The sequence below is a fragment of the Pseudomonas phytophila genome, from assembly GCF_025643095.1.
Classification (GTDB): domain Bacteria; phylum Pseudomonadota; class Gammaproteobacteria; order Pseudomonadales; family Pseudomonadaceae; genus Aquipseudomonas; species Aquipseudomonas quasicaspiana.
This window is the reverse complement of sequence record NZ_CP081201.1, coordinates 4,795,989-4,818,138: the sequence shown is the minus strand read 5'-3', so window position 1 is coordinate 4,818,138 and position 22,150 is coordinate 4,795,989. Positions and strand designations below refer to the sequence as shown.

Genomic DNA, 22,150 nt, shown 5'->3' with positions numbered 1-22,150 from the left:
TACGATATTTGTGGTCAGAGCATGTCGATATCGTTCGCCAGGATGACTTCCCGTTTGGCTTCATCGTCCAGTTGCTTGATCACGCCATAGATCTGCGCCACCGCCTGCAGCGTGTCGCGCGGGATGAAGCGACCTTCGGGCACGCGGTACAGAACACGGGCGAGCCACACGCACTGGACCACCGGGATGCGTTCGCGCTTTGCTTCCTCGATCAGCGCCAGGGCGCCGGCATCCAGATGTTTGCAATGGATGCGCGGCAGGGCTGTTTTGCCAGGTTTGTAATAGAGGGCGACTGCGTAGTGAGTCGGATTGACGATTAACACGTCGGCATCCTTGACCGGTTTTGGCGGCGCCTTGGGTGCCTGGTTGAGCAATTCGTGGGCGAGTTGGCGGCGGTGGCCCTTGACCTCCGGGTTGCCCTCGGAGTTTTTGTATTCCTGCTTGATGTCTTCCATGCTCATGCGCAGTTGCTTGGCGTGGAAGTACTTCTGGATGGCAAAGTCCGCCACTGCGAGTACCAGCAATATCCCGCAAGTCACCCGCAGAATCCGGTGGAACAGCGTCGACAGGGCGTGCCAGAACGTCACCAGATCGGTGTGCACCAGGCTGACCAGCGTGCCGAGCGCGGGCTCGACGATGAACCACATGACGGTTGCGATGATCGCAGCCTTGACCACGCCGGACAGCGATGTGACCAGGCTGCGCATGGTGAACATCTGTTTGAGGTGGCTGAACGGGTTGAGCTTTTCCATGGTCGGCTTGAGCGCCTCGGGGGCGAACAGGAAGCCGAATTGCATCCAGCTCCCGACCAGGCGCATAAGCATGGCGACGCCCACACTCAGCGCAGCAAAAGCGGCCACCAGCCACACGCCCTGAGTGACCACTTCACCCACGGTGCGCAGGAAGGGTTGATCCATGCGCGTCATCGACAGGTTGATCAGCGCCTGCAGCTTTTCCATGCTGACGTCGGCCATGCCCAGAGTGATTTCACTGACTACCACCAGGATCAAAAGCTTGGGCAGATCCTGGCTCTGCGCGACTTGCCCACGCTTGCGTGCATCGCGAATCTGCTTGGGCGTTGCGTCCTGATTCTTCTCGCTCATGGCGTGGGTTCGCGAGGACCGGGGACCATCAGCAGCAGGGTATGCCGCACGTCCTTGAGCAGCTCAAGGCGCTCGGTGCCCAGGTCCATCAGGGTCGGCAAGTAGATCACCAGAAACGCGAGCCCGATCACGCACTTGGCCGGCATCGCGAGGATAAACACGTTCAGTTGAGGGCTGTAGATACCGATCAACGCCATCGCCGCTTCGACCAGCAACAACAAGGCAATGAACGGTGCCGAATACAGCAACAAGTGGGTGAAAGTGTCCTGCAGTATGCCTAGATAGACATCGAAGCCTTGTCCTTGCAGCGCTGGCCACCAGCTCGTTGCGGGCCAGATCTGATAGCTGTCCCAGATCACCTGCATCAGCAGCGGCAACCCGCCAATGATCATCAACAGCATGATCATGGTTTCTTCGAACAGATGAGATAACGGCGTCACATCGGCGCCCAGTGCCGGGTTGAGCTGGCCGCCTGTCAGCGCCCCACGCTGGTTGTCGAGCAACACGCCCACCGCGCTGAATAAAAAGAATGGCAGGTACAGCACCAGGCCCATCAGGGTGCCCAGTATCATTTCCTTGAAAATCAGAAAGAAGATGTCCGACCACGATTTGCCCAGCCGACTCAACTCCTGACCGATGCCCGGGGCGGGGATCAGCGCCAGCGCCGTCAGTACGGCATAGCGCGGCAGGCCTTTGAGGTGCTTGAACAGAAACGCAGGGACGAGAAACATGCAAGGGTAGAGGCGGGCCATGGACAAGGCGATGCCATTGAGCAGCTCGTAAGCGAACTGAGCGTCGAACATGCTCAGCCCTTACCGGTCTGGGCAATCATGTTGAACGCCAGGTTGGTCAATTGAATCAGCTCGACGCCGATCCAGCGACCGGTCATTGCCAGGGTCACGCCTACTGCGAGCAACTTGAGACCAAACGGCAGGGTTTGATCCTGGACTTGCATCAATGCCTGGACCAGTGACGTCAGCACACCGACCGCGACCGCCACGATCAGCGGCGGTGCGGTCAACAGCACCACCAGGATCATGCCCTGTTTGAACAGGTTCAAGGCTTCCATCGCGACCTCACATATAGGAGTAGAAGAGGCTGTCGAGCAAGCGCGTCCAACCGCTGACCAGCACGAAGAGCAGGATTTTCAAGGGCAGGGAAATGGTCATCGGCGAAACCATTTGCATACCCAACGCGAGCAGCAGGTTGGAGACGATCAGGTCAATGACGATGAAAGGGATATAGATCAGAAAGCCGATTTCAAATGCCGCTTGCAGCTCCGACAGCACGAAGGCCGGGATCAGCAGCAGCAAGTCTTCGCGGCTGGCGGCGTCGGCCATTGCCTTGGGCCACATGCGCAGGGCGTTTTCGTGCAGGTGAGTCAGCACGTCGGGCTCAACATTGTGGGTCATGAATGCTTGAAGAGGGGCGAGCAGGGCCTGCGCGCTTTTGCCCAGGCCTTTTGTGTCATTCAGTTGCAGGGGGTGCTCTTGAGCGATGGTGGCAATTTCGGAAAACACCGGTGCCATGACAAACAGCGTGGCGGCGAGGGCAATGCCATACAGCGCCATGTTCGGCGGCACTTGCTGCACGCCGATGGCGTTACGGGTGATGAGCAGTACGGAAGCGATTTTCAGGAAGGACGTGCACACCACCAAGAGGAATGGCAGCAGCGACAATGCGCCGAGAAACAGCGCCAGCATGATTGGATTCGTGTCATTGAGCGTCATCCGCGCTCATCCAGCTGGGTAATCTGCAAGCCAAGACGGCCTTCTACATCCACCAGTTCGCCTTGGGCCAGCCTTCGTTCACCGTAATAGAGACCGGCCAGCCCTGGCGTGACGCCTGGGACTTCAAGGATCGCGCCGGGTCCCAGGGCCGCGAGTTCGCCCAGGGTCAAGCGGATCTGGCCGCACCGCAGAGTCAGCGGCATCGCCAGGTCGGCGAAAGCTTCGGTAGGACTTGCCGGCGACTGAGGCGCCTGATCGGCCTGATCTGCATAGTCATCTTCGTCTTCAATCTGCCCGGCAGGCTCGGTGTAGTACTGATCTGCATCGGAGTCGGGATCAGCCTCTTCAGCGAAAGCGTTTTCGGTATCGACCTCATCGGAATAACCGTCTTCATCCGCCCAAGGGTCGGTGTACTCGGCAATCGGTTCGTCAAGCTCATTACGGTCTGACACCGTCGTCTCCTCGATTTCCAGAACTTCCAGTTGCAACCGTTCGGGCTGTTCGCAAACACGGACCTGAAGACGCCGCTGCCCCAGGGTCAACACACCAAAACCTGCGGTGTCGAAGTCAGCCTCGGTGGGGCATAGCACGTCACCAGGTCGCAAGGTTTCGAGCGTTTGTCGGGGGAGATTCAGACTGCCCAGACGCAGCGCGAAAGCCAGCGTTAACCCTGAGTGGTCGCGTGGTGGATTTACGTTCCATGCGGGCTGGTCGAGCCAATCGGCGAGCGCAGGGGCAGAGACTGCGAGCACACTGTCGACGCGACCCTGACTCAATTGCAGGCTCATCTCGCAGTACACCCAGTCGGCCTTCGCTGTTTCAGAGACTGGAAGCGGTTTCAGTGTGCCCATGACAGCGGCCAGTTCTGCCGACAGGCCTGCGTTGTATAGCGGCCATAGCCAGTCTTCGTCGGCGTCTGCTTTTACAGACCCGACAGCCCCGGCAAAACCCGGGCAGCTCGACCATGCGTTAAGCACCGGTTGAGCATCGCTGAGCCCAAAAGTCCCTAATGCGCTGTCGAAGCATTGCAGCTCAGCGGCGATAGGCGCGCGGCGGCTGGCTTTGAGCGTCAGATGGCCTGTCTGGCCCTCCACGTTGAATGCCATCCACGGCTCGCCGGCCAGTTTGCGGGACAGGCGGACCTGAACGTGGCTGACCTGCCGCAGGGGCAGCGCCTGGGCATTCATGCGCACCCCCGGTGGCGCACGCTGAGGTTGACGGGCTGACACAGTGCGCGGCTCAGATCGTCCTGGCAGCGCGGGTGGTTCTGACGCAGATGCTCGGCGGCATGCGCTTCTGCGCAATCCAGATCAATGTCCCAACCGCGTGGTGAACGATTACGCGCATTCAGGCCGATGCGGCCCAGGTTCGGCATGAACAGCGTGGCTTGCAGAGACTGGCCGGTGCCAGCGGGCAGCCGCCCGGCGAGGTCATCGACCAGTTGGTTCCAGGCAGCGAAACCTGCGCTACCCATCCCGTCAGCCTGGCCTGCGAACGACTGGCCGCGTGAGCCGCCTTGCCCTTGGCCACCCATGCCGCCCAATGGCGCCAGCAGTTGCTGGAAAAACAGCCCGTCGGCCATGCGTTCGGAATCGCCATGTCGGGCTTTGCCGCTGTCTCGCGCCGAAGTCTCTCGAGGTCTATCAATTTCGTTGGGGCCACGGCTTTGCGGGCGAGCACCTTGCGGTTGCGGTCTGTCGCGAGACGTGTCGTGCTGTGGCTCTTGCCGTTCCGGCTTGGCAGGCGTGCGATGCTCGAGAATTGCGTGTGCAGGGCTGCTGAGATTCATGTCGTCTCCTTTGGCAAGGCCAGGGTTTCGCGCAGGCAGGCCAGTTTTTCCAGGGCACGCTGGCTGGCGCGCAATTGAGCCTCGGCTTCGCTGACACGAACATGCTGGGCGTCAAGTTCAAGATTCAGGCGTTGGACGTGGACGCGCAGCTCGGTTTGTCGGTCCATGAGTTGTTGCTCTTGCTGGTGCCAATGCTGGATAGCGTTGAGGCTCATGACTTGACCCTCACACTGCAATGCCAAGGCCTTGCGTGCCTGCTTTTGCTGGCGCAGGTCTTCGGCGCAGTCTTTATCAGCCTGTTCTATCGCCGCCTGCATCTGCTCGGCTTCCTGCCGGGCTTCGCGGCAACGTCGTTCCAGGCTGTGCTTGCGCAACTCGCGCAGCGGCGAGAGCAAGGTCACCACCTCGACCAGCGCGTCGCGCTGCGGATCGGCATCCGGTGCGGCTTCTTCAACAGCCGGCCTACGGCGCATGGGCTGTCAACGCATAAAGTTGTTCAAGGGTGTCTTGCAGGTCCAGCGGGTCGCGCAGGTCTTGCTGCAAAAACTCGTTGATCTGGTCGTGCAACTGCACGGCGCAGTCAGTCATTGCATCGTTGCCGGGGGTGTACTCGCCCAGACGCAGGAGCATTTCCACTTGCTGATAGGCCGCCAGTAAACGGCGCAGGGTGATATTGCCGCGCTGATGTTGCTTGTCGGTCACGCTGCTGGTGATACGGCTGAGGCTGGCCTGCACGTCAATGGCCGGATAATGGCCACGCTCGGCGAGCTTGCGCGACATCACGATGTGGCCGTCGATCAGCGAGCGGACTTCGTCAGCGACCGGGTCATTCATCGAGTCCTGTTCGATCAGGACGGTGTAAATCGCGGTGATTGAGCCTTGCTCGCTACGTCCGGCGCGCTCCACCAGACGCGGCAGCAGAGTATAAACCGAGGGCGGCAGGCCACCGCGTCCCAGGGGTTCGCCTGCTGCAATGCCGATCTCGCGTTGGGCCCGGGCGAAGCGGGTCAGCGAGTCGACGAGCAGCAGTACGCGTTTGCCCTGCTGTCGGTAGGCTTCGGCAATGGCGGTGGTGGTAAAGGCTGCGCGGGCGCGCTCCATGCTTGAACGGTCCGAGGTGGCACAGACCAGCACCGAACGCGCACGCAGTTCGTCGTCCAGTTCGTGATCGAGAAACTCGCGCAGTTCACGACCCCGCTCGCCGATCAGGCCAAATACGATCACGTCACACGGCATATTGCGCGCCAGCTCTGCGAGGAGCGTGGTCTTGCCGCAGCCTGCACCGGCGAACAGCCCTACGCGTTGACCTTCACCCAGGGTAATGGCCGCGTCGATGGCACGCAGCCCAGTAGGCATTGCGTCGACGATACGGGGCCGCTGGGTGGGTGGAATGGCGTCGCAAATTACTGGCTGGGTCGGACGGTGGTCGCCGGGCAAGGCGAACGCACCGTCACCCTGGCCGTCCAGACGTCGACCAAATCCGTCCAGCACGCTGCCGAGCAAGCTGTCGTCGACACTCACCGAGTGGACAACGCCCAGTGGCTCGATCCGCGCGCCTTGCTCGATGCCTTCTGGCGTACCCAGAGCGCTAAGCAGCGTGCAGTTTTCGGTAAAACCGACGATCTCCGCCAGCATCGCTTCGCCACCGGTTTTGTAAACGCGGCACAGGTCGCCTATGCGTACTGCCGGGACCTGGCATTCGAGCAGGATGCCGTTGACTGCGCTGACCCGACCGCTGACCACCACCGACGAGAGCTTGTTCAGGCGCGCTCTATAGGCGTCGGCCCACTCTGCCAACGGGACAGTTTCGGCCAGCGCTGCGCTCACCATTTCACCTCGTAGTGCTCGTCGCCGTCGAACTCGACGTGGTTCTTGTCGATCTTGGTCAGGCGCAGCCCATCCACTTCGTCGCCGAGAAATAACCGGCGGTTGTCAGCCAACACCACGTGGGCACGCTTGCCGCTGGCGATCTGCACGATCTCGAAAGGCAGTTTTCGACCGAATGGTTTGACCTGATCGAGCACCGCCACCGCGCTTTTCTGCTGCTGGCCGAAGCGTTCCAGCATGCGTTTGTACAGCGCCATCTGTTCAGGTGTTAACGAGCCTTTGAGTACGATGCCTTCGGCGCTGGTGCTCACGCTGACCGTATCGCGCAATTCACGTTCGCGGAGCATGACTTGCAGTTTTTCCGCGGTGTCCGTAGCGCTCAGGGCTGAAGGTTCGCGGGGCTGAGTGGTCGTAGGCGAGGGGCTCACGGGCCCCGGTGTGGTCAATGCCCAGGCACTGCCCGCCAGCGTGACCACAATCCCTGCAATGGCCAGGCGCTTATGCAGGGCCGGGCGTTTGGCGGGTTGTGACGGCGAGGGGGGAGCCTGGGATTCGGCGCGGGATTCGCCGAAGCCTGACGGGGCGGATTCGCTGGAGGGCTTCGGTTCGACCACCGCTGGCCACTGCGCTGAACTTGCCATGATGCTCAACTGCACAGTGCCCAGCCGGAACGTCTGTTCAGCGGTGAGCGCATTCAGGCTGTCACAGGGCTGGCCCTGCTCGTCGAACAGCGAGCCGTCTTCTGCTTCCAGGCGCCAGGTTTCGCCGTCGCACGTTAATCTGCAGTGGCGTCGGGCAATGCCGGGATCCTGCAGCAGGAGATCGTGTTGTTCGTCGCTCCCGACCAGCCAGTGGTCGCCAATCAGCGGTAAGGCCGCACCGCGGTGCAAGCCGTTCAATACGCGTAGTTCGTACATCACTCACTCCTTGAACGGGTAGGCAGACTCATGCCGCATTTTCGTCGGCGATGGTTTGCAGTTGGTCGTCCAGATCCAGGCGGCCTAGCACCTTGACCTGCGCAGTGCTGTTGAGCTCGGCAAAAGACAGCACGGGAATCTCATGGAATTCGTCCTGCAACAATGTGCGCAACGGGCTGCGCAAATCCTGGGCGACCAGCAACACGGCCATCGCCCTGGATCGACGCGGGAAGGCCTGGCGCAATTGATCAACCAACTGCTGGCTGGCTTCGGCGGGCAGGGCGAAAAAAGTTTCGTTCTGGGTCTGGCGCTGGCTGTCACGCATCAGGTGCTCGCTTTCCGGTGACAGCAGCCAGACCTGCAAGCCTTCAGGGCCGCAGTATTGATGGAAGATCAACGACTTCAGCGCGATGCGTACGTAATCGGTCAGGGCGCCGATTTCGCGCTCGTGCTGGCCGTGCTCAATCAGGGCTTCGGCAATCAGTCGAATAGCGCGCAACGGCACGCACTCGCTGGCGAGACGTTGTAGAACTGCCGAAAAGCGAGCGAGAGGCAGGACCCGCTGCATCTCTTGAGCAAGTTCCGGCTGATCGCGCTCCAGCCAACTGAGGATCGCTTTACTTTCCTGCAGCCCGATGAATTGTGGGCCGCAGGCTTGCATGGCGCGGAACATGCGTTCGACGATCAGTTGGGTAGAGGTGCTGGGGTGCAACTCGGGCTCTTGCAGTGTGGGATCGTCGGCCGGTATCCAGAGCAGGTCGGCCTCTTCGCGAGCAGTATGGCCGGGATGAGCATTGATCGGTTCCGCAGCCAGCAGTTGTCGTTCCACGGCCAGAAAATCCTGGGTGAAGGTGGCTTGGATCGCAGGCACTTCGTAAACCAGAAAGCGGAATTCGTCTGCAGGCAAATGACCCGCATACTCGATGTCGAAAGAGGGCAGGGTGATGCCGAACTGTGCCACGAGCTGGTTGCGGCGCTGCCGTACCTGGCTGATCAAGGCCATGATTTCTGTCTGGTCCTGGCCTGGGTTGAACTGCAGCAGGAACGTGCGGCAGGGGAAGAACTCACGAATGTCCCGGTCACCATTCTGTTCCGGGGGGACGTAGGCGGCGACGGCCTGGGCCTTGGGGGCCCGGCTGCGCATCAGGAATACGCCCAGCGTGCCAACGAGGATTGAAATGATGACGAACACCATGGTCGGCATGCCCGGCAGTGCCGCGAAACCGAGCATCGCCACTGCTGCAATGACCAGTGATTTCGGTTGCGCGCCCAACTGCTTGGCAATGTCTCCGCCGATGTTGGAGTTTTCGTCGCTTTCCTCATTGGGTACACGCGTGATGATCATGCCCGCGGTGACCGAGATCAGCAGCGCCGGAATTTGCGCGATCAGGCCGTCGCCGATGGTCAACACTGAATACAGGTGCATGGCGTCGCCAGCGCTCATATCGTGCTGCATCACACCAATGGAGATGCCGCCAATCAGGTTGATCGCGACGATGATCAGGCCTGCGATGGCGTCGCCGTTGACGAACTTCATCGCGCCATCCATGGCGCCGAACAGTTGGCTTTCCTTGCCCAGATCCGCTCGACGCTGGCGGGCCTGATCGACGCTGATAAGCCCGGCGCGCAGATCGCTGTCTATGGACATTTGCTTGCCAGGCATGGCGTCCAGCGTGAAGCGCGCGCCCACTTCCGCAACCCGCTCGGAGCCCTTGGTGATGACCAGAAAGTTGACCACGGTCAGGATCAGGAAGATGACCATGCCCACCGCCAGGTTGCCGCCGACGACGAAGTTGCCGAAGGCTTCGACGATGTGCCCCGCATCCTGTTCGAGCAGAATCAGCCGCGTAGTCGCGATCGACAAGGCCAGGCGGAACATGGTTGTCAGCAACAGCACTGCCGGGAACGTCGAAAACGCCAAGGGCTTGGGCAGTTGCATCGCCAGCATGATGAGCAGACAGGACACGCAGATGTTGACCGCAATCAGGACATCCACCAGCCCTGTAGGCAAGGGCGTGATGAACATGAAGACGATGCCGATGACGATGATTGCGCCTGCGACTTCTGAGCGCTTGGAGGCGGCTATCGCCACCCGGGTCAAGCCATTGAGCACGGCATTCATAAACGGCTACTCCGGTCTGGCAGGGCCTTGCGTTCGCTTTGCCCGAGCTCGTCCATGATCAGCAAGACGTTGCGCAATGAGGTCTGGCGCGTCTTGTCGTCGCGCCACAGACCGTTGGGCAGGTCGGCAAGCAGATGACGCAGGCCGTTGAGGAAGGTCAGTTGCAGCGTCGGCGATGGGCCGCCAACTTTTTCCGAGAGTTGCTGGGTGTCGCGTACGTTCATCGACTGGTTGGCCAGTTGCATCAATTGACGCATCAACAGCAGGCCGCTCAAGGTCATGGCCGGATTTTTAGCCGCCATGCGGCTGGCCAGGTCCGAGCAACCATGCACCAGATTGTTGAGCTGAGTGGTGCGCCCAAGGCTTTCCATCAACGAGCGCAACTTGCCCTCCTGGGGCAATTGCGCAAGGTTGGCGATATCGTCGGCAAGGGCTTGTTGCAGGGCCCGCAGGCCTTTGATGAAATTTTTCTCACCGCACAGATGCAGCACCGCTTCCATGAAGTTACCCAGTGACGGGTTCTTGATCAGGTGTTGGTAATAAATAGTGCGCAAGTTATCGCGCAGATCCGGGTCTTTCACTGCGTGGGTCAGCGCTGGAGTGATGCTCAGACCGGTCTTTATTTCCTCGCCGTGCTCGGCATCCAGTGCGTCAAGTTGCGCCTGGGCCTGTTCGGCCTCTGCATCATTGCCCTGTTCCTCGGCCTGGTGAGCGATTTCGCTGAGCAGCAGGTGCGTCCGAAGCGGATTGTCGCCTTGGTCCTTGACCATCTCCTTGACTGATTTCTGCTGCCGTAGCTGCTGGCGCATTTTGTTCAACCGGGCGTTCAGTTGCGTCGGCGCATGGTTGCCTATTCCCTGCAACAACTGTTGCAGGCTCATCGGCTGACTGCTGGCGTGCTGTCCACACACCACTTCGCGCTGGCTGAGAGGCTTGCTCATAGAGGCGAGTGCAGCGCTCATCTGCTGCATCATGTGCGCGGACTCGCCTTGCTGATGCACGCTGGTCGCCCCTGCCTTTGCGACAGGAGAAGCAGCGGGCTGCGGCGTCGCTGTATGCACAGTGGTGTGCGGCAGGGGGGTGATGTGGTTGAGGGACATGAGCCGTCTACGCGTCTGGAGTACACCTCTCTGTGTGGTCGCAGGCGCTATCCGGTTCCACGCGAAAACAGGCCAGCGTCTGATCAGGAAGATTTGCAAGATGTTGCGAAGCTTTTCGAGGGGGCTTGCAAAAGCTTGCGCACAAAACATTTCTGTTGGATTAAAAATATTATTAAAAACAATTAGTTATGTGGTTTTTAAAGCCTGGCACAGGTTTCGCTATAGGAGTCTTAGTATCGCCGTGAAGCGCTCACGACGAGGATCTAAGGGAATAATTCAGTATGAACGCGATGAACCAGAGCTTACTGCCCACGCGGACCGGCACCTCCTGCTTCGCCCAGTTGACCCAACAACAACTTCAGAAACTGCAGAATTTCATACATAAGCGCGTCATTAATCAGGAGGATGCCGAAGACATTCTTCAGCAAACTTTTGTCGAAGCCCTGAATGCCGAAAGCCGCTTTTTGCAGCAGTGCAAACCCGAGACCTGGTTATGCGGTATCGCCCTGAATCTGATCCGTAATCATTTTCGCAAACTCTATCGTCGGCCCATGCACGTCGAGTTCGAGGAGCAGCTTGCGCATGCCGAGCCAAGTCTGGATATTTGCGGTCACATAGAAAGTTATCGAGACCTGGAGCGCACTGTTCAAGCTATCGCCGTACTGCCAGCCGTCATGCGTCATACGCTGGAAGTCACTGTCGAAACCGAAGGCAGTTACCAGGATGCTGCCGATGTGTTGGGTGTGCCGATCGGTACAATTCGCTCCCGCCTGTCCAGGGCCCGCACGCAGTTGCGTGATAATCTGCCAGAAGGTTTTCGCGCGTGAGAGGTAAGCATGTCGAACTTCAAGATTGGCGGTCCGCGGCAAATACAGCCCGGCTTGGCGCCCGTGCCGTTACGGGCCGCTCAAGATCCCCTTGACCAATGCTTGCAGAAAGCCGGCAATGCTGCGTGGCCCGGTATGCCGGGCGCCCATGCCTATGCATTCCAGCGGTTTTCCGAACGCAGGCGCATTGTGTTCGGTGTGCGGGCCAGAGCCTCGGGGTTGACCCAATTGTGGGTCGATGGGCGGCCGTTGTGGGAGCTCGACAGCCTGACGGGTTTCAGCCAGCCAGACCTGTTGCCATCGCCCGATGCCTTGCCTCAGAGCACAAGCCTTGCAGTAAATCCCGCCTTGCTCAGCGACAGCCGCTTGCGCCAGATGCTTAACGAGGGTGAGTTGTTGGCGATGGGCGGGGAACGCAACGGGATACAGAGTTTGCAAACTCTGGGTATCGGCAATCAGATTCTTTCGCTCCTGGCGCGGCGCGAAAGTCCGGACCAGTGGAGCCTCTGGCAAGGCAGCATGCCCTTGACGCTTGCCACCACTCGGGCTGAGCCGGTCGGTAAGGCGGGGGATTACGAGCTTTTATTGCTGGCACCGCTGCTCGATTGCGGTGGCCCCAGCTATGAAGAAACCCAGGTCTGGAACGCTGCCTATCGGCGTAGCCTGGGCGACAACCCTGAGCCTGTTGATCCAGCGTGCGCCGAACTGGCCGGACGCATCGAAATGATCCTCGCCGCGCTGGATGACGACGCCGCCGGAATAGCCCCGCTTGAGCAAGACATCAGGCCTCGCCCGGGCGGCCTGGCGGCAGATGACTTCCCTGCCATGCTTTTCCTGCCCCATCCAGTTGGCGACTATCCCGCCCAGTGCCCTATCGCTGATCGCAGCGCGCTCTATCGATTGCTGGACACCCTTCACAATGCTGGCCTGGCGCTCGATATCGACCCTGGCTGGCGTGACCTGATCGACTGATCGATTACATGCAACGTTTTCGCATGCTGTGACCACACAGACTGATAGGTGGTGACGCAAGTGGAGATGTGATCATGAAAATCATGCTGTGCCTGGTCATGGTGTTGATGCCTTGTCTGGCACAAGCGGCATGGCCGACCCCCAGCGCCTGCTACCAGGCTCACAGGGCTGCAAGCCAGCGTCTGGCTCAGGCAATTGCAGATCAGGACAACGTCGGTGCAGCTAAATGGCGCGGACAGCTGGCAACCATCGTTGCGCAATGCCGGGCTGCGCAGCAAGCGCAGGATAACCGCCGGACTCAGCAGCGCTACCTCCAGGAGCGCCGACAGCAAGACCAGATCAATCAGCAGCGCAATGCCCAACGTCGCATTGTCGAGCAGCAGCGCTTGCGCCAGCGAATTCAACAACAGCATCTCAACCAGCGCAACATGCCGGACATCCGTTACTGATGGCCGATGTTTGTCTTTCTACCGTCAAGGAAGCTTTATGAATATCAGCATCAGTATTCGACGCCTCTGGTCAGTATCCATCGATGACAAAGGCGCTGCCGATTCGCGGGGCAACTGGCAGATGTTGGCATGAGGCGGGAACGTCGGGTGAGGACGGGGCAGTTAGGTGCGCTGCTGGCGTTCTTCGGCGTATTAGCGGCTGATCCCGCCTGGGCAGGTCCGCCAACCGCGTACCGGCAGGTGGCCGAGGCCGCCGGGGTTCCGGCGCAGTTGCTTTATGCGGTGGCGCAGACTGAAAGCAACACGCAGTTGCGCATCGGGTATTACCCATGGCCCTGGACCCTGAACGTTAAAGGCAAGCCGCTGCGTTTCGAAACTCGCGATGAGGCCTGCCGCGCGGTGCTCAAGGCAATCTCCGAGCAGGGTGTGTATGCGGTGGATATCGGCCTGACTCAGCAGAACTGGGGTTATATCGGTCGCGCCCGGTTTCGCGAGCCCTGCGATGCGCTCCACCCGATCAATAACCTGCAAAGCGCTGCCTTGTTGCTACGTCAGTATTATCAGCAAACCGGAGACTGGGTCAGCGCTGCTGGCATGTACCATCGCCCGGCGGGTGGCGAACCGGCGCGGCTTTATAAAAGCAAGATTCAGGAACGACTGAAGCGCATGGTTGCTGATCGCTGAGTAGAGCATAGGTATATGCACATCTTTTCCTTCTCCATGGGGAGGGATGTTTGTGTACATATCCTTTACCGCGTTAGTGGCTTCTATTGGTTGCGCCCTTACGGCGCGTCACTTTCGAAGAGCGCGAAAGTAACCAAAGCGCTCATGCCCCACCACTCGGTCCCTCGCCTAGGCTCGGGATGCCCGCCTGCAGATCTGAAACCGTGGGCCGCCGCAACGGGCCATCCATGGCCCAATGCGGCTAACCCGGCGTCCTGCCGGGTTACCCACGGTTTCAAATCTGCGAGCGGCCAGCGTGGTTTAACGGGGCGCCTAAGATCAAAAGCAGATCAAAAGCAGATCAAAAGCAAAGCGAATACGGCGGGATCGCCTCGGCCCGGTAGGAGCGAACTTGTTCGCGAGACGTCACCACAGCCAACGCATACATCGTCTGACACACCGCTTCGCAGCCTTCGGCAGCTCTCATCAAAAATAAAATAACCTACTGAATTTAAATGCTTTTTCTGTAGGAGTGAGCTTGCTCGCGATGGCGTCAGTTCATGCGATAAATTCGTCAACCATGAAATCGAATCGCGAGCAAGCTCACTCCTACAGGGCCCGTGTTTGCTGCGCGACAGCGCGGCGTCTGAACGACGCGGGCGCTACAGAAGATCGGTAAGTTCACACAACCAGGTCGGCTGTCAGGCCGCTGAGCTTTTGATTTTGATCTTAAGCGCCCCGTTAAACCACGCTGGCCGAACGCAGATCTGAAACCGTGGGTAACCCGGCAGGACGCCGGGTTAGCCGCATTGGGCCATGGATGGCCCGTTGCGGCGGCCCACGGTTTCAGATCTGCGGGCGGGTATCCCGAGCCTAGGCGAGGGACCGAGTGGTGGGGCAAGAGCGCTTTGCTTACTTTCGCGCTTTTCGAAAGTGAGGCGCTGTAAAAGCGCAACCAATATCAGCCATAAACGCGGTAATGGATATGTACAGATGCCTACGCCGTCACCGCCTCAGAAGATCAATGCGCCTTGGGAATACCGAACTGGTCCAGCGTTGGATCTACATTGTGATCGAAAGCCTTCTGATCCTGTTTTTTGTGCACCGCATCGATAATCGCTTTGATGCCGAAACCTATCGCCATGGCCGCATCGGCGATCCAGCCAACGACCGGCACGGCGCTTGCGACGGCACTGGCAGCCGCCATGCCCGCAACACGGCCGGCAACCGCGCCAACGGCACGCCCCGCGATTTTACCGGCGATCTCCCCACCAGCAGCGCTTGATTTGGTTGCCAGGTCATAGCCAACCCGCGCAGCGGTGCCCGCGCCACGGATACTGTCGTAGATCGCTTTACCTGCCTCGGCATCCTTACCCTGAGCCAGCAATCCGGAAACGGACGTCATGGCATACACACCGCCAGCCGCGCCCAGAGCGCCACCCGCAATGCCCTTGCCGTCAAGGGCAGTATTGGCACGCTTTTCAGCTTCGGCTTTCAAGTCCTTTGCGGTGATGCTTTGTGGATCTTTATTGCCCAGCCCGGCAGTGGCGTCCTTGAAGTCGGTAATCATGTCGACGCCAGCCTTGGTGGTCTTCAAGGCGGCCAGCGTGGCCTCGGTGTAGGCGTCCTGGCTGGCGGCGGTAATTTCTGGCGGCAACACAGCGTCGTAGGCTGCTTTCTGGCCGTCGACGTCGGCCAGTACTTTTTCCGGCTTGGCGTCCTTCGACTTCATTTGCTCATTCATTTTGCCGCCCTGGGCAAAATTCTGTTGGTAAGAGAGTTGCAGTTCGGCGCTCAAATCCGGACGGTTCGCCACTACATCGCTGGCTGTGGGAATACCTGCGTCAGGGCCGCGCAAATCTTTTTGCATTTGCAATTCGGCGCTCAGGTTGCCGACCGAAGCACTGTAATCAGGAGAGGATGGATCCTTGATCGGCTTGCCGTCTTTGTCTTTGGTCACCGCATCAAAATCGCCCCGCATATCGGTTTCCAGTGAGTTACCCGAGGTCAGGCTTTGGTAACGCTGATTGACCGCTTGTTTCAGAGTAGGGTCGTTGCTGATCAACTTCCTCTGCTGTTCGGGAATCGATTTGTCGAGGAAGGCTTGTACGTCTTTATCGCCTTGCAACTGTGCGATTTTTTCCTTCAGAGCCGTTTCAGTCTTCTCGGTCTTGCGCAGACTTTGTCCGGCTTCCACGCTCTCCAGGGTTTTCTGCAGTTTGACCATGACCGCTGCTTTCTGGTCTCCGCTGTATTTGTCAGGATTGGCAAAAACGTCTTCGTTCAGGGCGCTGATATCAACGCCTGCCGTGGCGTTGAGTGTCGCGGCGCTGCTCATCATGGCCGCGAATTCGCCGCCGTTTGTAGGGGCCTGTTTCTTGATCCAGTCTTCTATGTTCCGGGTGCTGATATCGCCGTCGGCGCTTTTCTTCGCCAGTGCCTTGCCTTCCAGTCCGCCCTGGTCGAGCAAGTCAGAGAAGCCTGGCTGGGCAAACGTTTTCGCTGAGGTTGTCAGCAGGCTGGACAAGCCAGGGTTGCCAGAGGACAACGCCTTGAGGTCATCGACCGTGGTGTACTTGCCAACTTTTTCATCACCCCCAGCAGCTTTTTTCGGATCGGCGCATTTGGTAATGGGTTCGTTGGCCCGCAGCAGCGCCGCATTGGTCACCATCTGCAGCGACTGCGGATCAGCCTTGGGATTGGCTTTCACGTACTCATTGACGGATTTCGCCCCTGCGTCCCGTGCTTTCTCGAGATTTTTTGCCAGCGACTTGTAATCACCATCAGTGGTTTTTCCGTCAGCCTGACCACCGCGCTTGCCGACATCCGCTGCGGTCTTGAGCACCGGATTGGCATCGATGAATGCTTTGGCTTTTTCTGCGTCCGGACCGCCCGCAGCGGCCATCTTCGCTGCCGCGATGGGGCGGTTGAGTTCTTTCGCAGCCTGCTCTTGCTGCGCGGGCGGCAAGTTGGCCACCATCGGCCCGAATTTCTCCAGATCTTTTGGTGTGGAGTATTTGGAGTTATCGAGAAACTCGGCATCCTGACCCGTTCTGGCCGTGGGAGCTGCGCCTGTGGGGGCATGAGTGGCCTTGGGGGCTGTCACGCCGAAGGTTCTGTCAACGCCGTCTGGTTTACCGGTGCGCTGCGCACCTGTGCCTTGCGGCTGAGCTGGCTTACCGAACGCTGCTTCCTCGGGTTGATCACCGCCGGGTGTGCTGAGGCGTTCCAGTACTTCCTTGAACAACGAGATGAGCGCCGAGGGCGAGGGCGCGTCTTGATTCTTGCCGGCTGCAAATTGGCTGTTTGGCTGGCGGGGCACTTGTGTGGTGTTGCCTTGGCCGAAGGAGATGCCGCCACCGCCATTACCGGCCACGAAGGCTTTCATCGGCACTACCGCGCCTTTGACTCCCTGGCCCGGAGCGTCGTTTGAGTGCATCCCCTCCTGACCGTTGAGAGGGATCTGGCTGGGCATATCAGGGGAGACGCGCATATTCATATTCATTGCCTTCTGTGTGACAACTATGGATACATCTGTGTGGCGAAGCAGTTGAAACGGTTCCACTGAGCGTGATTTTCAAGCAGCGTTGCCCACGGCTTACCGGTCCAACGATGCAATCCCTGGATGAGATTCAGACTACCGAGGCGCTGCAGGCTGCGTAGCCAGGGTGTCGGCGCTTTCGGTCAGGTACGCATCAGGTAGCGGTTCTGGTCTATGCCATACCAGGCCGGGTTCACTTGTTGCCCGAACACCGGGTCGAAGTATTCGCGTTGTTCGCCTTCGCCGCGTTGCAGGATGGTATGGCGAGCCATCATTAGCGCTTCGCCAGGCTTCGCCCCGGCTATTTCCGGGCTTTGCGAAGAAAGCTGCACATGCATCTCGCCGTCCATGCTGAACAGTTCCAGCCCTGTTATTCCCGCTGCTTCGCCTAGCAGCGAAAACAATCTGGCAAATGATGTGCAGTCGCCGTCGCGGCTGTTGATCATTTCCAAAGGGCTACGTTGCTTATCGATCCGGTAGGTAAATAGCTGTTGTCTGTGATTTTGCGCAGCGATCTTTTCCAGCAGTGCCATAGGTTTTTCATCCCCACGGACCTGGCCAAACAGGCGCATCAATATTTCCGGTAGTTGTTTGCTCGCCTGGGTTTCCTCGCGCACCAGTGCTGTGAGCTGACGCCGATTGGGGCGTTGGGCGATGAGTTCCAGATGCCTGTCGGCGAAAGCATTCAAGTGTGTTCTGACACTGTCCTTGAAAGTCTTTCCAGTCGTCGAGGGGCTGGGCCCTGAGTCGATGTTCAGCATCAAACGGTTGAGCGAGGTTTTAGCGCTGACGTCCTGAGCTGAATTTTTGATGGCTGCCGGTTGGTTGGGCAGGGCAATCTGTGCAGGGTCGCGCTTGCCCATTTCTTTGAGAATGATGTTCACATATTCCGGATTGGGCCCGAGGGGGTGCCCCGGCTCTTGCTCGGGTAGCTGAGTGAGTTGGCTGACCACCTGACCGAGCAGGATTCGCTCTTGGGAAGCTCTCTCCGGGCCATGCGCTGCGGGATATTTCGGTCTTGGGCCGCGGGTGAGTACATCGGGTAACCGCAGGACAGACTCTTGAGTGTTCGTTAGATCGCCCTCGATCTCAACCAGGCAGCGCTCCGACGGAGTACGCAGGCGTGTAGCCCAGCTATGGTTGAAAAGCCTGCGGAACGTCGCGCTCTTCTGGTACGCCGTCGTGATCGTCTCGTTAAGCGCTCCCAGCGCGGCTCTGTGTTCAGCAGATTTCCCCTTTGTGTCCAGTGCACCTTGCCTGAGTAGATAATCGCGCAGTTGACTCAAGGGCAGGTGTCCACGCTCATCAATGGCATGGTTATCATGGGTTTTGCGCAAAGAGCTGGGGTTTTTGAATTGCGCGACCATATCCCGATGTTTCCCTGCCAGAAACTGGTCCGGGCTAGCGTTGCCAGTAGTCGGGGCATTCACGCTCGCCGTGGTCTGGCCCGGGCGGGGGAGAATGGCAGAAGTATTAAATATCACGGACAGGGACCTGGGTGGGTTCTGGAACCTTTGAGTGGTTTCAGGCCGAAATACGGTTCCTTTGACGCGAGACCTGGCGATGCTTCTGGTTTAAATCCAGGCAGGATGGATAGGTTAAAAAGACTGATATCGCTATCGATCTGGCTGCCCTGTTTGAGTGGCGCTGTTCTTCGACAGTTCTGTCGAAGGCTTTCGGCGGCTCGTGCCCGTCTCCGTCGTCGCAGGGGGACGCGGTGCTTCAACTCGCGGACCCTGGGAATCGACGTCTGAGTTGACATTGGCACTGGCATCTTCAAGGGGCGCACGAGTTGGTAGCCGCTGCGCTGTGGCAGAGCTCTGTTGTGGCTGGTTCATGGCGTTATTCACCCCGGTGTTTTGCCGACCGTGACTCGAGGTTTTATTTAGCAAGTTTCCCAGAATCGTAGCGCTCAGGTTTCCGCTCTTCAGAAAGTCCTTGTGCGTGGACTTCGCAGGGCTTTCAGGCTGTGGAGGGGTAGGCGGAGGGGATACGGCATTTGCCATCTTCGTGCCCAACGTCAGCAGGGCTCTACCTTTGCCGTCACTCATGCCCAGATAGTCCAGCACCTCGGACATGGGTTTTTCCAATCCGATACTGAGAGTGGTTGCACCATGGGCTGGCCGATCCAGCTCGATCTCGCGACCAGTTTCAGAGGCCCGGACGGACTTTGGGCGTTCTTCGCCGCTCAATACCTTCAAGGCCACGTCGAACATTTTTTGCTGCAGAGGGCTGAGTGATGCCCGTTTCTTATCCAGCCATGGGCCGGGAAAATGCATCTTCGCGCCCATGGAAATGTTATCGGCTACGTGAAGATTGGCCGACACTGAGGGCTTGTCCGGTTTACCGACTTTCAAGGCGACCGATGTCAGGGATGGATGAGAAATATTGATCATGAGGTGTACTCAGCAGAACGGTATCTACCTGAGTGGCCCGTGTGCTTATCCAGTTCCCTGGCGTTGTGGCAGGGTGTCCGTCACGGCAAGGAACCGGGCAGGCTGGAATCACCACAGAGGGGAATGCCATTCAGAGGATTTCATCCCCATGCCGTTAAATCATTTTCTTGGTTTGCCCCTTCGCCCGGTTGTAAGGCCGCGCCCTGAGAGTAGTAGCCATACACGCCAGCCGGAGACCTCTTCTTCCAGGACGCGTCGTCCGAAGGCCAGCGGATCAAGGCCTCAGCCTCGTAATAGGCAGGACCCGATCAAACCCGGCAAGGATGAAGTCTATCTCTCCAGTAAACGTGGCCCCATTGTTGATTTGAATATGGAAGTCACTCGGCCACTGGCGGTATGTCGTCATCTCGCTTTCAACTATCTGTTTGGTGACGAGCCTGCCGACATGCGCGGTGGCAAGGATTTCCTGGACCGGGCGGCCAAATCCAAAGCCCACTTGCAGGCGTTCTACGATCACCCCAGCAACCCCCATGCACGCGCTGACTCTGGAACAGACGCGTTGGAGCTCATCGTCGGGCGTAACAACCCACTCCTTATTCCGGACAAGTTTGGACGCTGGCTGGACGACACGTTCCGTCAGGTGGTCGACAAACGGCTTCCTGAGGCGCGAATCATGCTGCGCACCCATAACCATGATTTGCCCATACATATTCAAAATAAAGAGGGTCGCATTACCCTGGCTTTTTACGACCCCAACGATTCCAACGTTCACCGTCGGCTTGAGCGTTATCCGGATCAGAGCGTCGCGGATATCACCTTTGATAAAGCCTTTCCCGACAACAGTGCTTACTTTGAACAAGGCCGTTATCCGTTCATACAAGCCGTCAGCAGGGATGTTGGGCATCCCGCAGACGACATGAAGTACTTCCGCAAGGGTTCCAGATTGCCCATGGAGGCTGACAGGTCACTGCTCAATACGCTTTGGGCAGTCAGTTCTCTGCAAGCGTTTTTGGGGCTGTGCGACTACATGAAGCGCAAGGGGCTGGTTGGCAGCAAGGCCACGCCTTATCTAAGCGCACCTAAAAAACGGCTCAGAGATTTTGCGCAAGGTGTCGATCCGAAAGGCTTGAACCATGAAAATCAGCGCTTGAGTTTGCGGGTTTTTGTAACCGGCATGGCGAAGTTGAAAGTACCCAGTTCAAGTGCCAGAAAATTGCTGGCGCCCAGTATTGAAAAACATCGCAAACCTCTGGGGTATTCCCTGCATTTGCCGTCCCGGAACCCTGATTTCGTCGCCGATTACCTTGCGTTACTAGAGACTGCTCGTTTGAACGACGCCGATTTTTTCGATGTTATCCGTGGCGACCCTAACGATAATAATCTGACTGTGGCGATGGAGAATCAGAACGCCGAAGATTTCCATCTTCTTTTTGATCAGTTGGAAACCCTGCAGCCTGGTAAAGGAAGGCTGGCGAGACTGCTTGGCGCCACCACTGCAAATGGCCAGACCGCGATGGCGGATGCTGCTTCTTTCGGCCATGCCGACATGATTTCGGCCTTCATCGCGCGCGTCAGCAAATGTGATTTGCTCGATACGCAGGAGAAATACCGGCTGCTGCAAGGCAAGGACTCTGAGGGCGACACTTGCCTGCAGGGCGCGGCCAGGTATGAAGAACCTGCCTGCATCAAGGCCTACCTCGATGCGTTGGCAAGCAGTGGCCTGCGCTCGCGTGAGGTGGTCAAACTGCTTGGCAACCCCGAGCAGGACCAGCCCAATATCATCCCGGACATTTGCGTGCCCCCTGATGGTGGCTGGACAGCAACATCCATCACCGTCTGCAATGCCATGCTTGCAGGTTACTTTGAAGGTATTGCAGCACTGAACCTGAGCCCGGCTTCGTTACGCAAGGTGCTTGCACCGGAACAGGGAAATGCCCTTGCAGCCTCTCGTGTCATCTTTGCTGGCGATCTGCAGGTCACCGTTGCGTTCAATAAAATCCTCGACGGAATTCCGGCGGCGGACGCTATCGAGCTGATCAAGGGGCCTGCGAGTCCAGGCCATAGCACACTGGAAAGGCTGCGCAGTTCCAACCACCCGAAACCGGATCACGAGGCGCTTTACTTCCGCTTGCTCGACCGCCAGCGACGACGAACCCCTCCCGTGCCAGCGCAGCGCAGCGGCAGTCAGCAATACGCCCAGTACCAGTCAGATCGATTCAGACGTCAGCACGGTTGAGTGCGTGGCGTCAGGGGGATCGATGTCTGGCGATTGTGAATCACGATCAGTGCTTACTGCCCTGAGAAGGCATGGCCAGCAGTTGCTTTTCCATGTTCCAGTCAAACGGCTCGTCGTTCTGCTCGGCTTCGTAGCGACGCTCTTCCAGCGATTGGTACAGCTCGATTTCTTCGTCAGGCATGAAGTGCAGGCAGTCACCGGCGAAGAACCACAGCAGGTCGCGTGGCACCAGATGGGCGATTTGCGGGTAGCGCTGGATCACCTGACACAGAATGTCCTGGCCCAGATACTGGCTTTCGATAGGGTCTTGCGGCAGCAGGGTCAGCAGCTCGTCGAAGCGCTCCATGAACAACGCATGGCTTTCTTCGGGAACCTGCTCGGCCTCGCCCAGTGCGACCAGGATGCTGCGCAGGTGTGCCAGCAGGTTCAGTTGGTGGTCGAGATTGGCGTCGGCCATGGGGCAATCCTCAAAGACAAA

General features: G+C 58.7%; 20 protein-coding genes. 5 read left to right on the top strand and 15 right to left on the bottom strand.

Annotated elements, in window-relative coordinates:
* Nucleotides 1-14: 14 nt before the first annotated feature.
* Genes sctU through K3169_RS21735 form a run of 11 tightly spaced genes read right to left on the bottom strand, consistent with a single transcriptional unit; the run spans nt 15 to nt 10,588 of the window.
* Nucleotides 15-1,103, bottom strand: a complete 1,089-nt coding sequence (sctU, locus tag K3169_RS21785) for a type III secretion system export apparatus subunit SctU (RefSeq protein ID WP_027902895.1) — start codon at nt 1,101-1,103, stop codon at nt 15-17.
* Entirely contained in the window at nt 1,100-1,906 is an 807-nt protein-coding gene (gene sctT / locus K3169_RS21780) for a type III secretion system export apparatus subunit SctT (protein WP_027902896.1), read from the bottom strand. The genes sctU and sctT overlap by 4 nt, the downstream gene beginning before the upstream one ends.
* Before the next feature lie 2 nt (nt 1,907-1,908).
* A complete protein-coding gene (sctS, locus tag K3169_RS21775) occupies nt 1,909-2,172 on the bottom strand; it encodes a type III secretion system export apparatus subunit SctS (RefSeq protein ID WP_027902897.1) in 264 nt (87 codons plus the stop codon).
* A 7-nt stretch (nt 2,173-2,179) separates the two neighbouring features.
* Complete coding sequence (gene sctR / locus K3169_RS21770; RefSeq protein WP_027902898.1) at nt 2,180-2,833, bottom strand: type III secretion system export apparatus subunit SctR; 654 nt, start codon at nt 2,831-2,833, stop codon at nt 2,180-2,182.
* Nucleotides 2,830-4,020: a FliM/FliN family flagellar motor switch protein gene (locus tag K3169_RS21765; RefSeq protein ID WP_263267951.1), complete on the bottom strand. Its 1,191-nt coding sequence runs from the start codon at nt 4,018-4,020 to the stop codon at nt 2,830-2,832. Before K3169_RS21765 ends, sctR begins: the two co-directional genes overlap by 4 nt.
* The gene (locus K3169_RS21760; protein WP_231678085.1) at nt 4,017-4,622 is read right to left on the bottom strand and encodes a type III secretion system HrpP C-terminal domain-containing protein; all 606 of its coding nucleotides are present in this window, start codon (nt 4,620-4,622) and stop codon (nt 4,017-4,019) included. The genes K3169_RS21765 and K3169_RS21760 overlap by 4 nt, the downstream gene beginning before the upstream one ends.
* Nucleotides 4,619-5,095 (bottom strand): hypothetical protein, encoded by a 477-nt coding sequence (locus K3169_RS21755; RefSeq protein ID WP_231678084.1) that lies wholly within the window; start codon nt 5,093-5,095, stop codon nt 4,619-4,621. Before K3169_RS21755 ends, K3169_RS21760 begins: the two co-directional genes overlap by 4 nt.
* On the bottom strand, nt 5,085-6,452 hold the full coding sequence (locus tag K3169_RS21750; RefSeq protein WP_263267948.1) for a FliI/YscN family ATPase: 1,368 nt from the start codon (nt 6,450-6,452) through the stop codon (nt 5,085-5,087). Before K3169_RS21750 ends, K3169_RS21755 begins: the two co-directional genes overlap by 11 nt.
* The gene (locus K3169_RS21745) at nt 6,446-7,366 is read right to left on the bottom strand and encodes an FHA domain-containing protein (protein WP_263267946.1); all 921 of its coding nucleotides are present in this window, start codon (nt 7,364-7,366) and stop codon (nt 6,446-6,448) included. Before K3169_RS21745 ends, K3169_RS21750 begins: the two co-directional genes overlap by 7 nt.
* Nucleotides 7,367-7,394: 28 nt before the next feature.
* Nucleotides 7,395-9,488, bottom strand: a complete 2,094-nt coding sequence (gene sctV / locus K3169_RS21740) for a type III secretion system export apparatus subunit SctV (protein WP_263267945.1) — start codon at nt 9,486-9,488, stop codon at nt 7,395-7,397.
* Nucleotides 9,485-10,588, bottom strand: coding sequence for a TyeA family type III secretion system gatekeeper subunit (locus tag K3169_RS21735; protein ID WP_027902904.1), 1,104 nt, complete (start codon nt 10,586-10,588; stop codon nt 9,485-9,487). Before K3169_RS21735 ends, sctV begins: the two co-directional genes overlap by 4 nt.
* Nucleotides 10,589-10,869: 281 nt before the next feature.
* Between K3169_RS21735 and K3169_RS21730 the strand changes: the two genes are divergently transcribed.
* The 4 genes from K3169_RS21730 to K3169_RS21715 all read left to right on the top strand — a co-directional run bounded on the left by K3169_RS21730 (nt 10,870) and on the right by K3169_RS21715 (nt 13,520).
* Nucleotides 10,870-11,415 carry an RNA polymerase sigma factor gene (locus tag K3169_RS21730; protein WP_049827211.1) on the top strand — a complete coding sequence of 182 codons (546 nt, stop codon included), beginning with the start codon at nt 10,870-10,872 and terminating at the stop codon, nt 11,413-11,415.
* Between the two features lie 9 nt (nt 11,416-11,424).
* On the top strand, nt 11,425-12,387 hold the full coding sequence (locus tag K3169_RS21725; RefSeq protein ID WP_231678079.1) for a hypothetical protein: 963 nt from the start codon (nt 11,425-11,427) through the stop codon (nt 12,385-12,387).
* A 74-nt stretch (nt 12,388-12,461) separates the two neighbouring features.
* Nucleotides 12,462-12,836: a hypothetical protein gene (locus K3169_RS21720; protein ID WP_263267941.1), complete on the top strand. Its 375-nt coding sequence runs from the start codon at nt 12,462-12,464 to the stop codon at nt 12,834-12,836.
* A 129-nt stretch (nt 12,837-12,965) separates the two neighbouring features.
* Nucleotides 12,966-13,520, top strand: a complete 555-nt coding sequence (locus K3169_RS21715; RefSeq protein WP_241154031.1) for a transglycosylase SLT domain-containing protein — start codon at nt 12,966-12,968, stop codon at nt 13,518-13,520.
* A gap of 1,000 nt (nt 13,521-14,520) precedes the next feature.
* Here K3169_RS21715 and K3169_RS21710 read toward each other — a convergent pair.
* From K3169_RS21710 to K3169_RS21700, 3 genes are all read right to left on the bottom strand, one after another.
* On the bottom strand, nt 14,521-16,992 hold the full coding sequence (locus K3169_RS21710) for a type III effector HrpK domain-containing protein (protein WP_263267938.1): 2,472 nt from the start codon (nt 16,990-16,992) through the stop codon (nt 14,521-14,523).
* A 191-nt stretch (nt 16,993-17,183) separates the two neighbouring features.
* Complete coding sequence (locus K3169_RS21705) at nt 17,184-18,524, bottom strand: PipA/GogA/GtgA family type III secretion system effector (protein WP_263267936.1); 1,341 nt, start codon at nt 18,522-18,524, stop codon at nt 17,184-17,186.
* 132 nt (nt 18,525-18,656) lie between these two features.
* The gene (locus K3169_RS21700) at nt 18,657-19,436 is read right to left on the bottom strand and encodes a hypothetical protein (protein WP_263267934.1); all 780 of its coding nucleotides are present in this window, start codon (nt 19,434-19,436) and stop codon (nt 18,657-18,659) included.
* Between the two features lie 73 nt (nt 19,437-19,509).
* Here K3169_RS21700 and K3169_RS21695 point away from each other — a divergent pair, with 73 nt between their 5' ends.
* Nucleotides 19,510-21,672, top strand: coding sequence for a hypothetical protein (locus K3169_RS21695; protein WP_263267932.1), 2,163 nt, complete (start codon nt 19,510-19,512; stop codon nt 21,670-21,672).
* Nucleotides 21,673-21,718: 46 nt separating this feature from the next.
* On the opposite strand, the gene K3169_RS21690 is transcribed toward K3169_RS21695, so the two are convergent.
* Nucleotides 21,719-22,129: a PA2817 family protein gene (locus tag K3169_RS21690; RefSeq protein WP_095094636.1), complete on the bottom strand. Its 411-nt coding sequence runs from the start codon at nt 22,127-22,129 to the stop codon at nt 21,719-21,721.
* Nucleotides 22,130-22,150 lie beyond the last annotated feature (21 nt).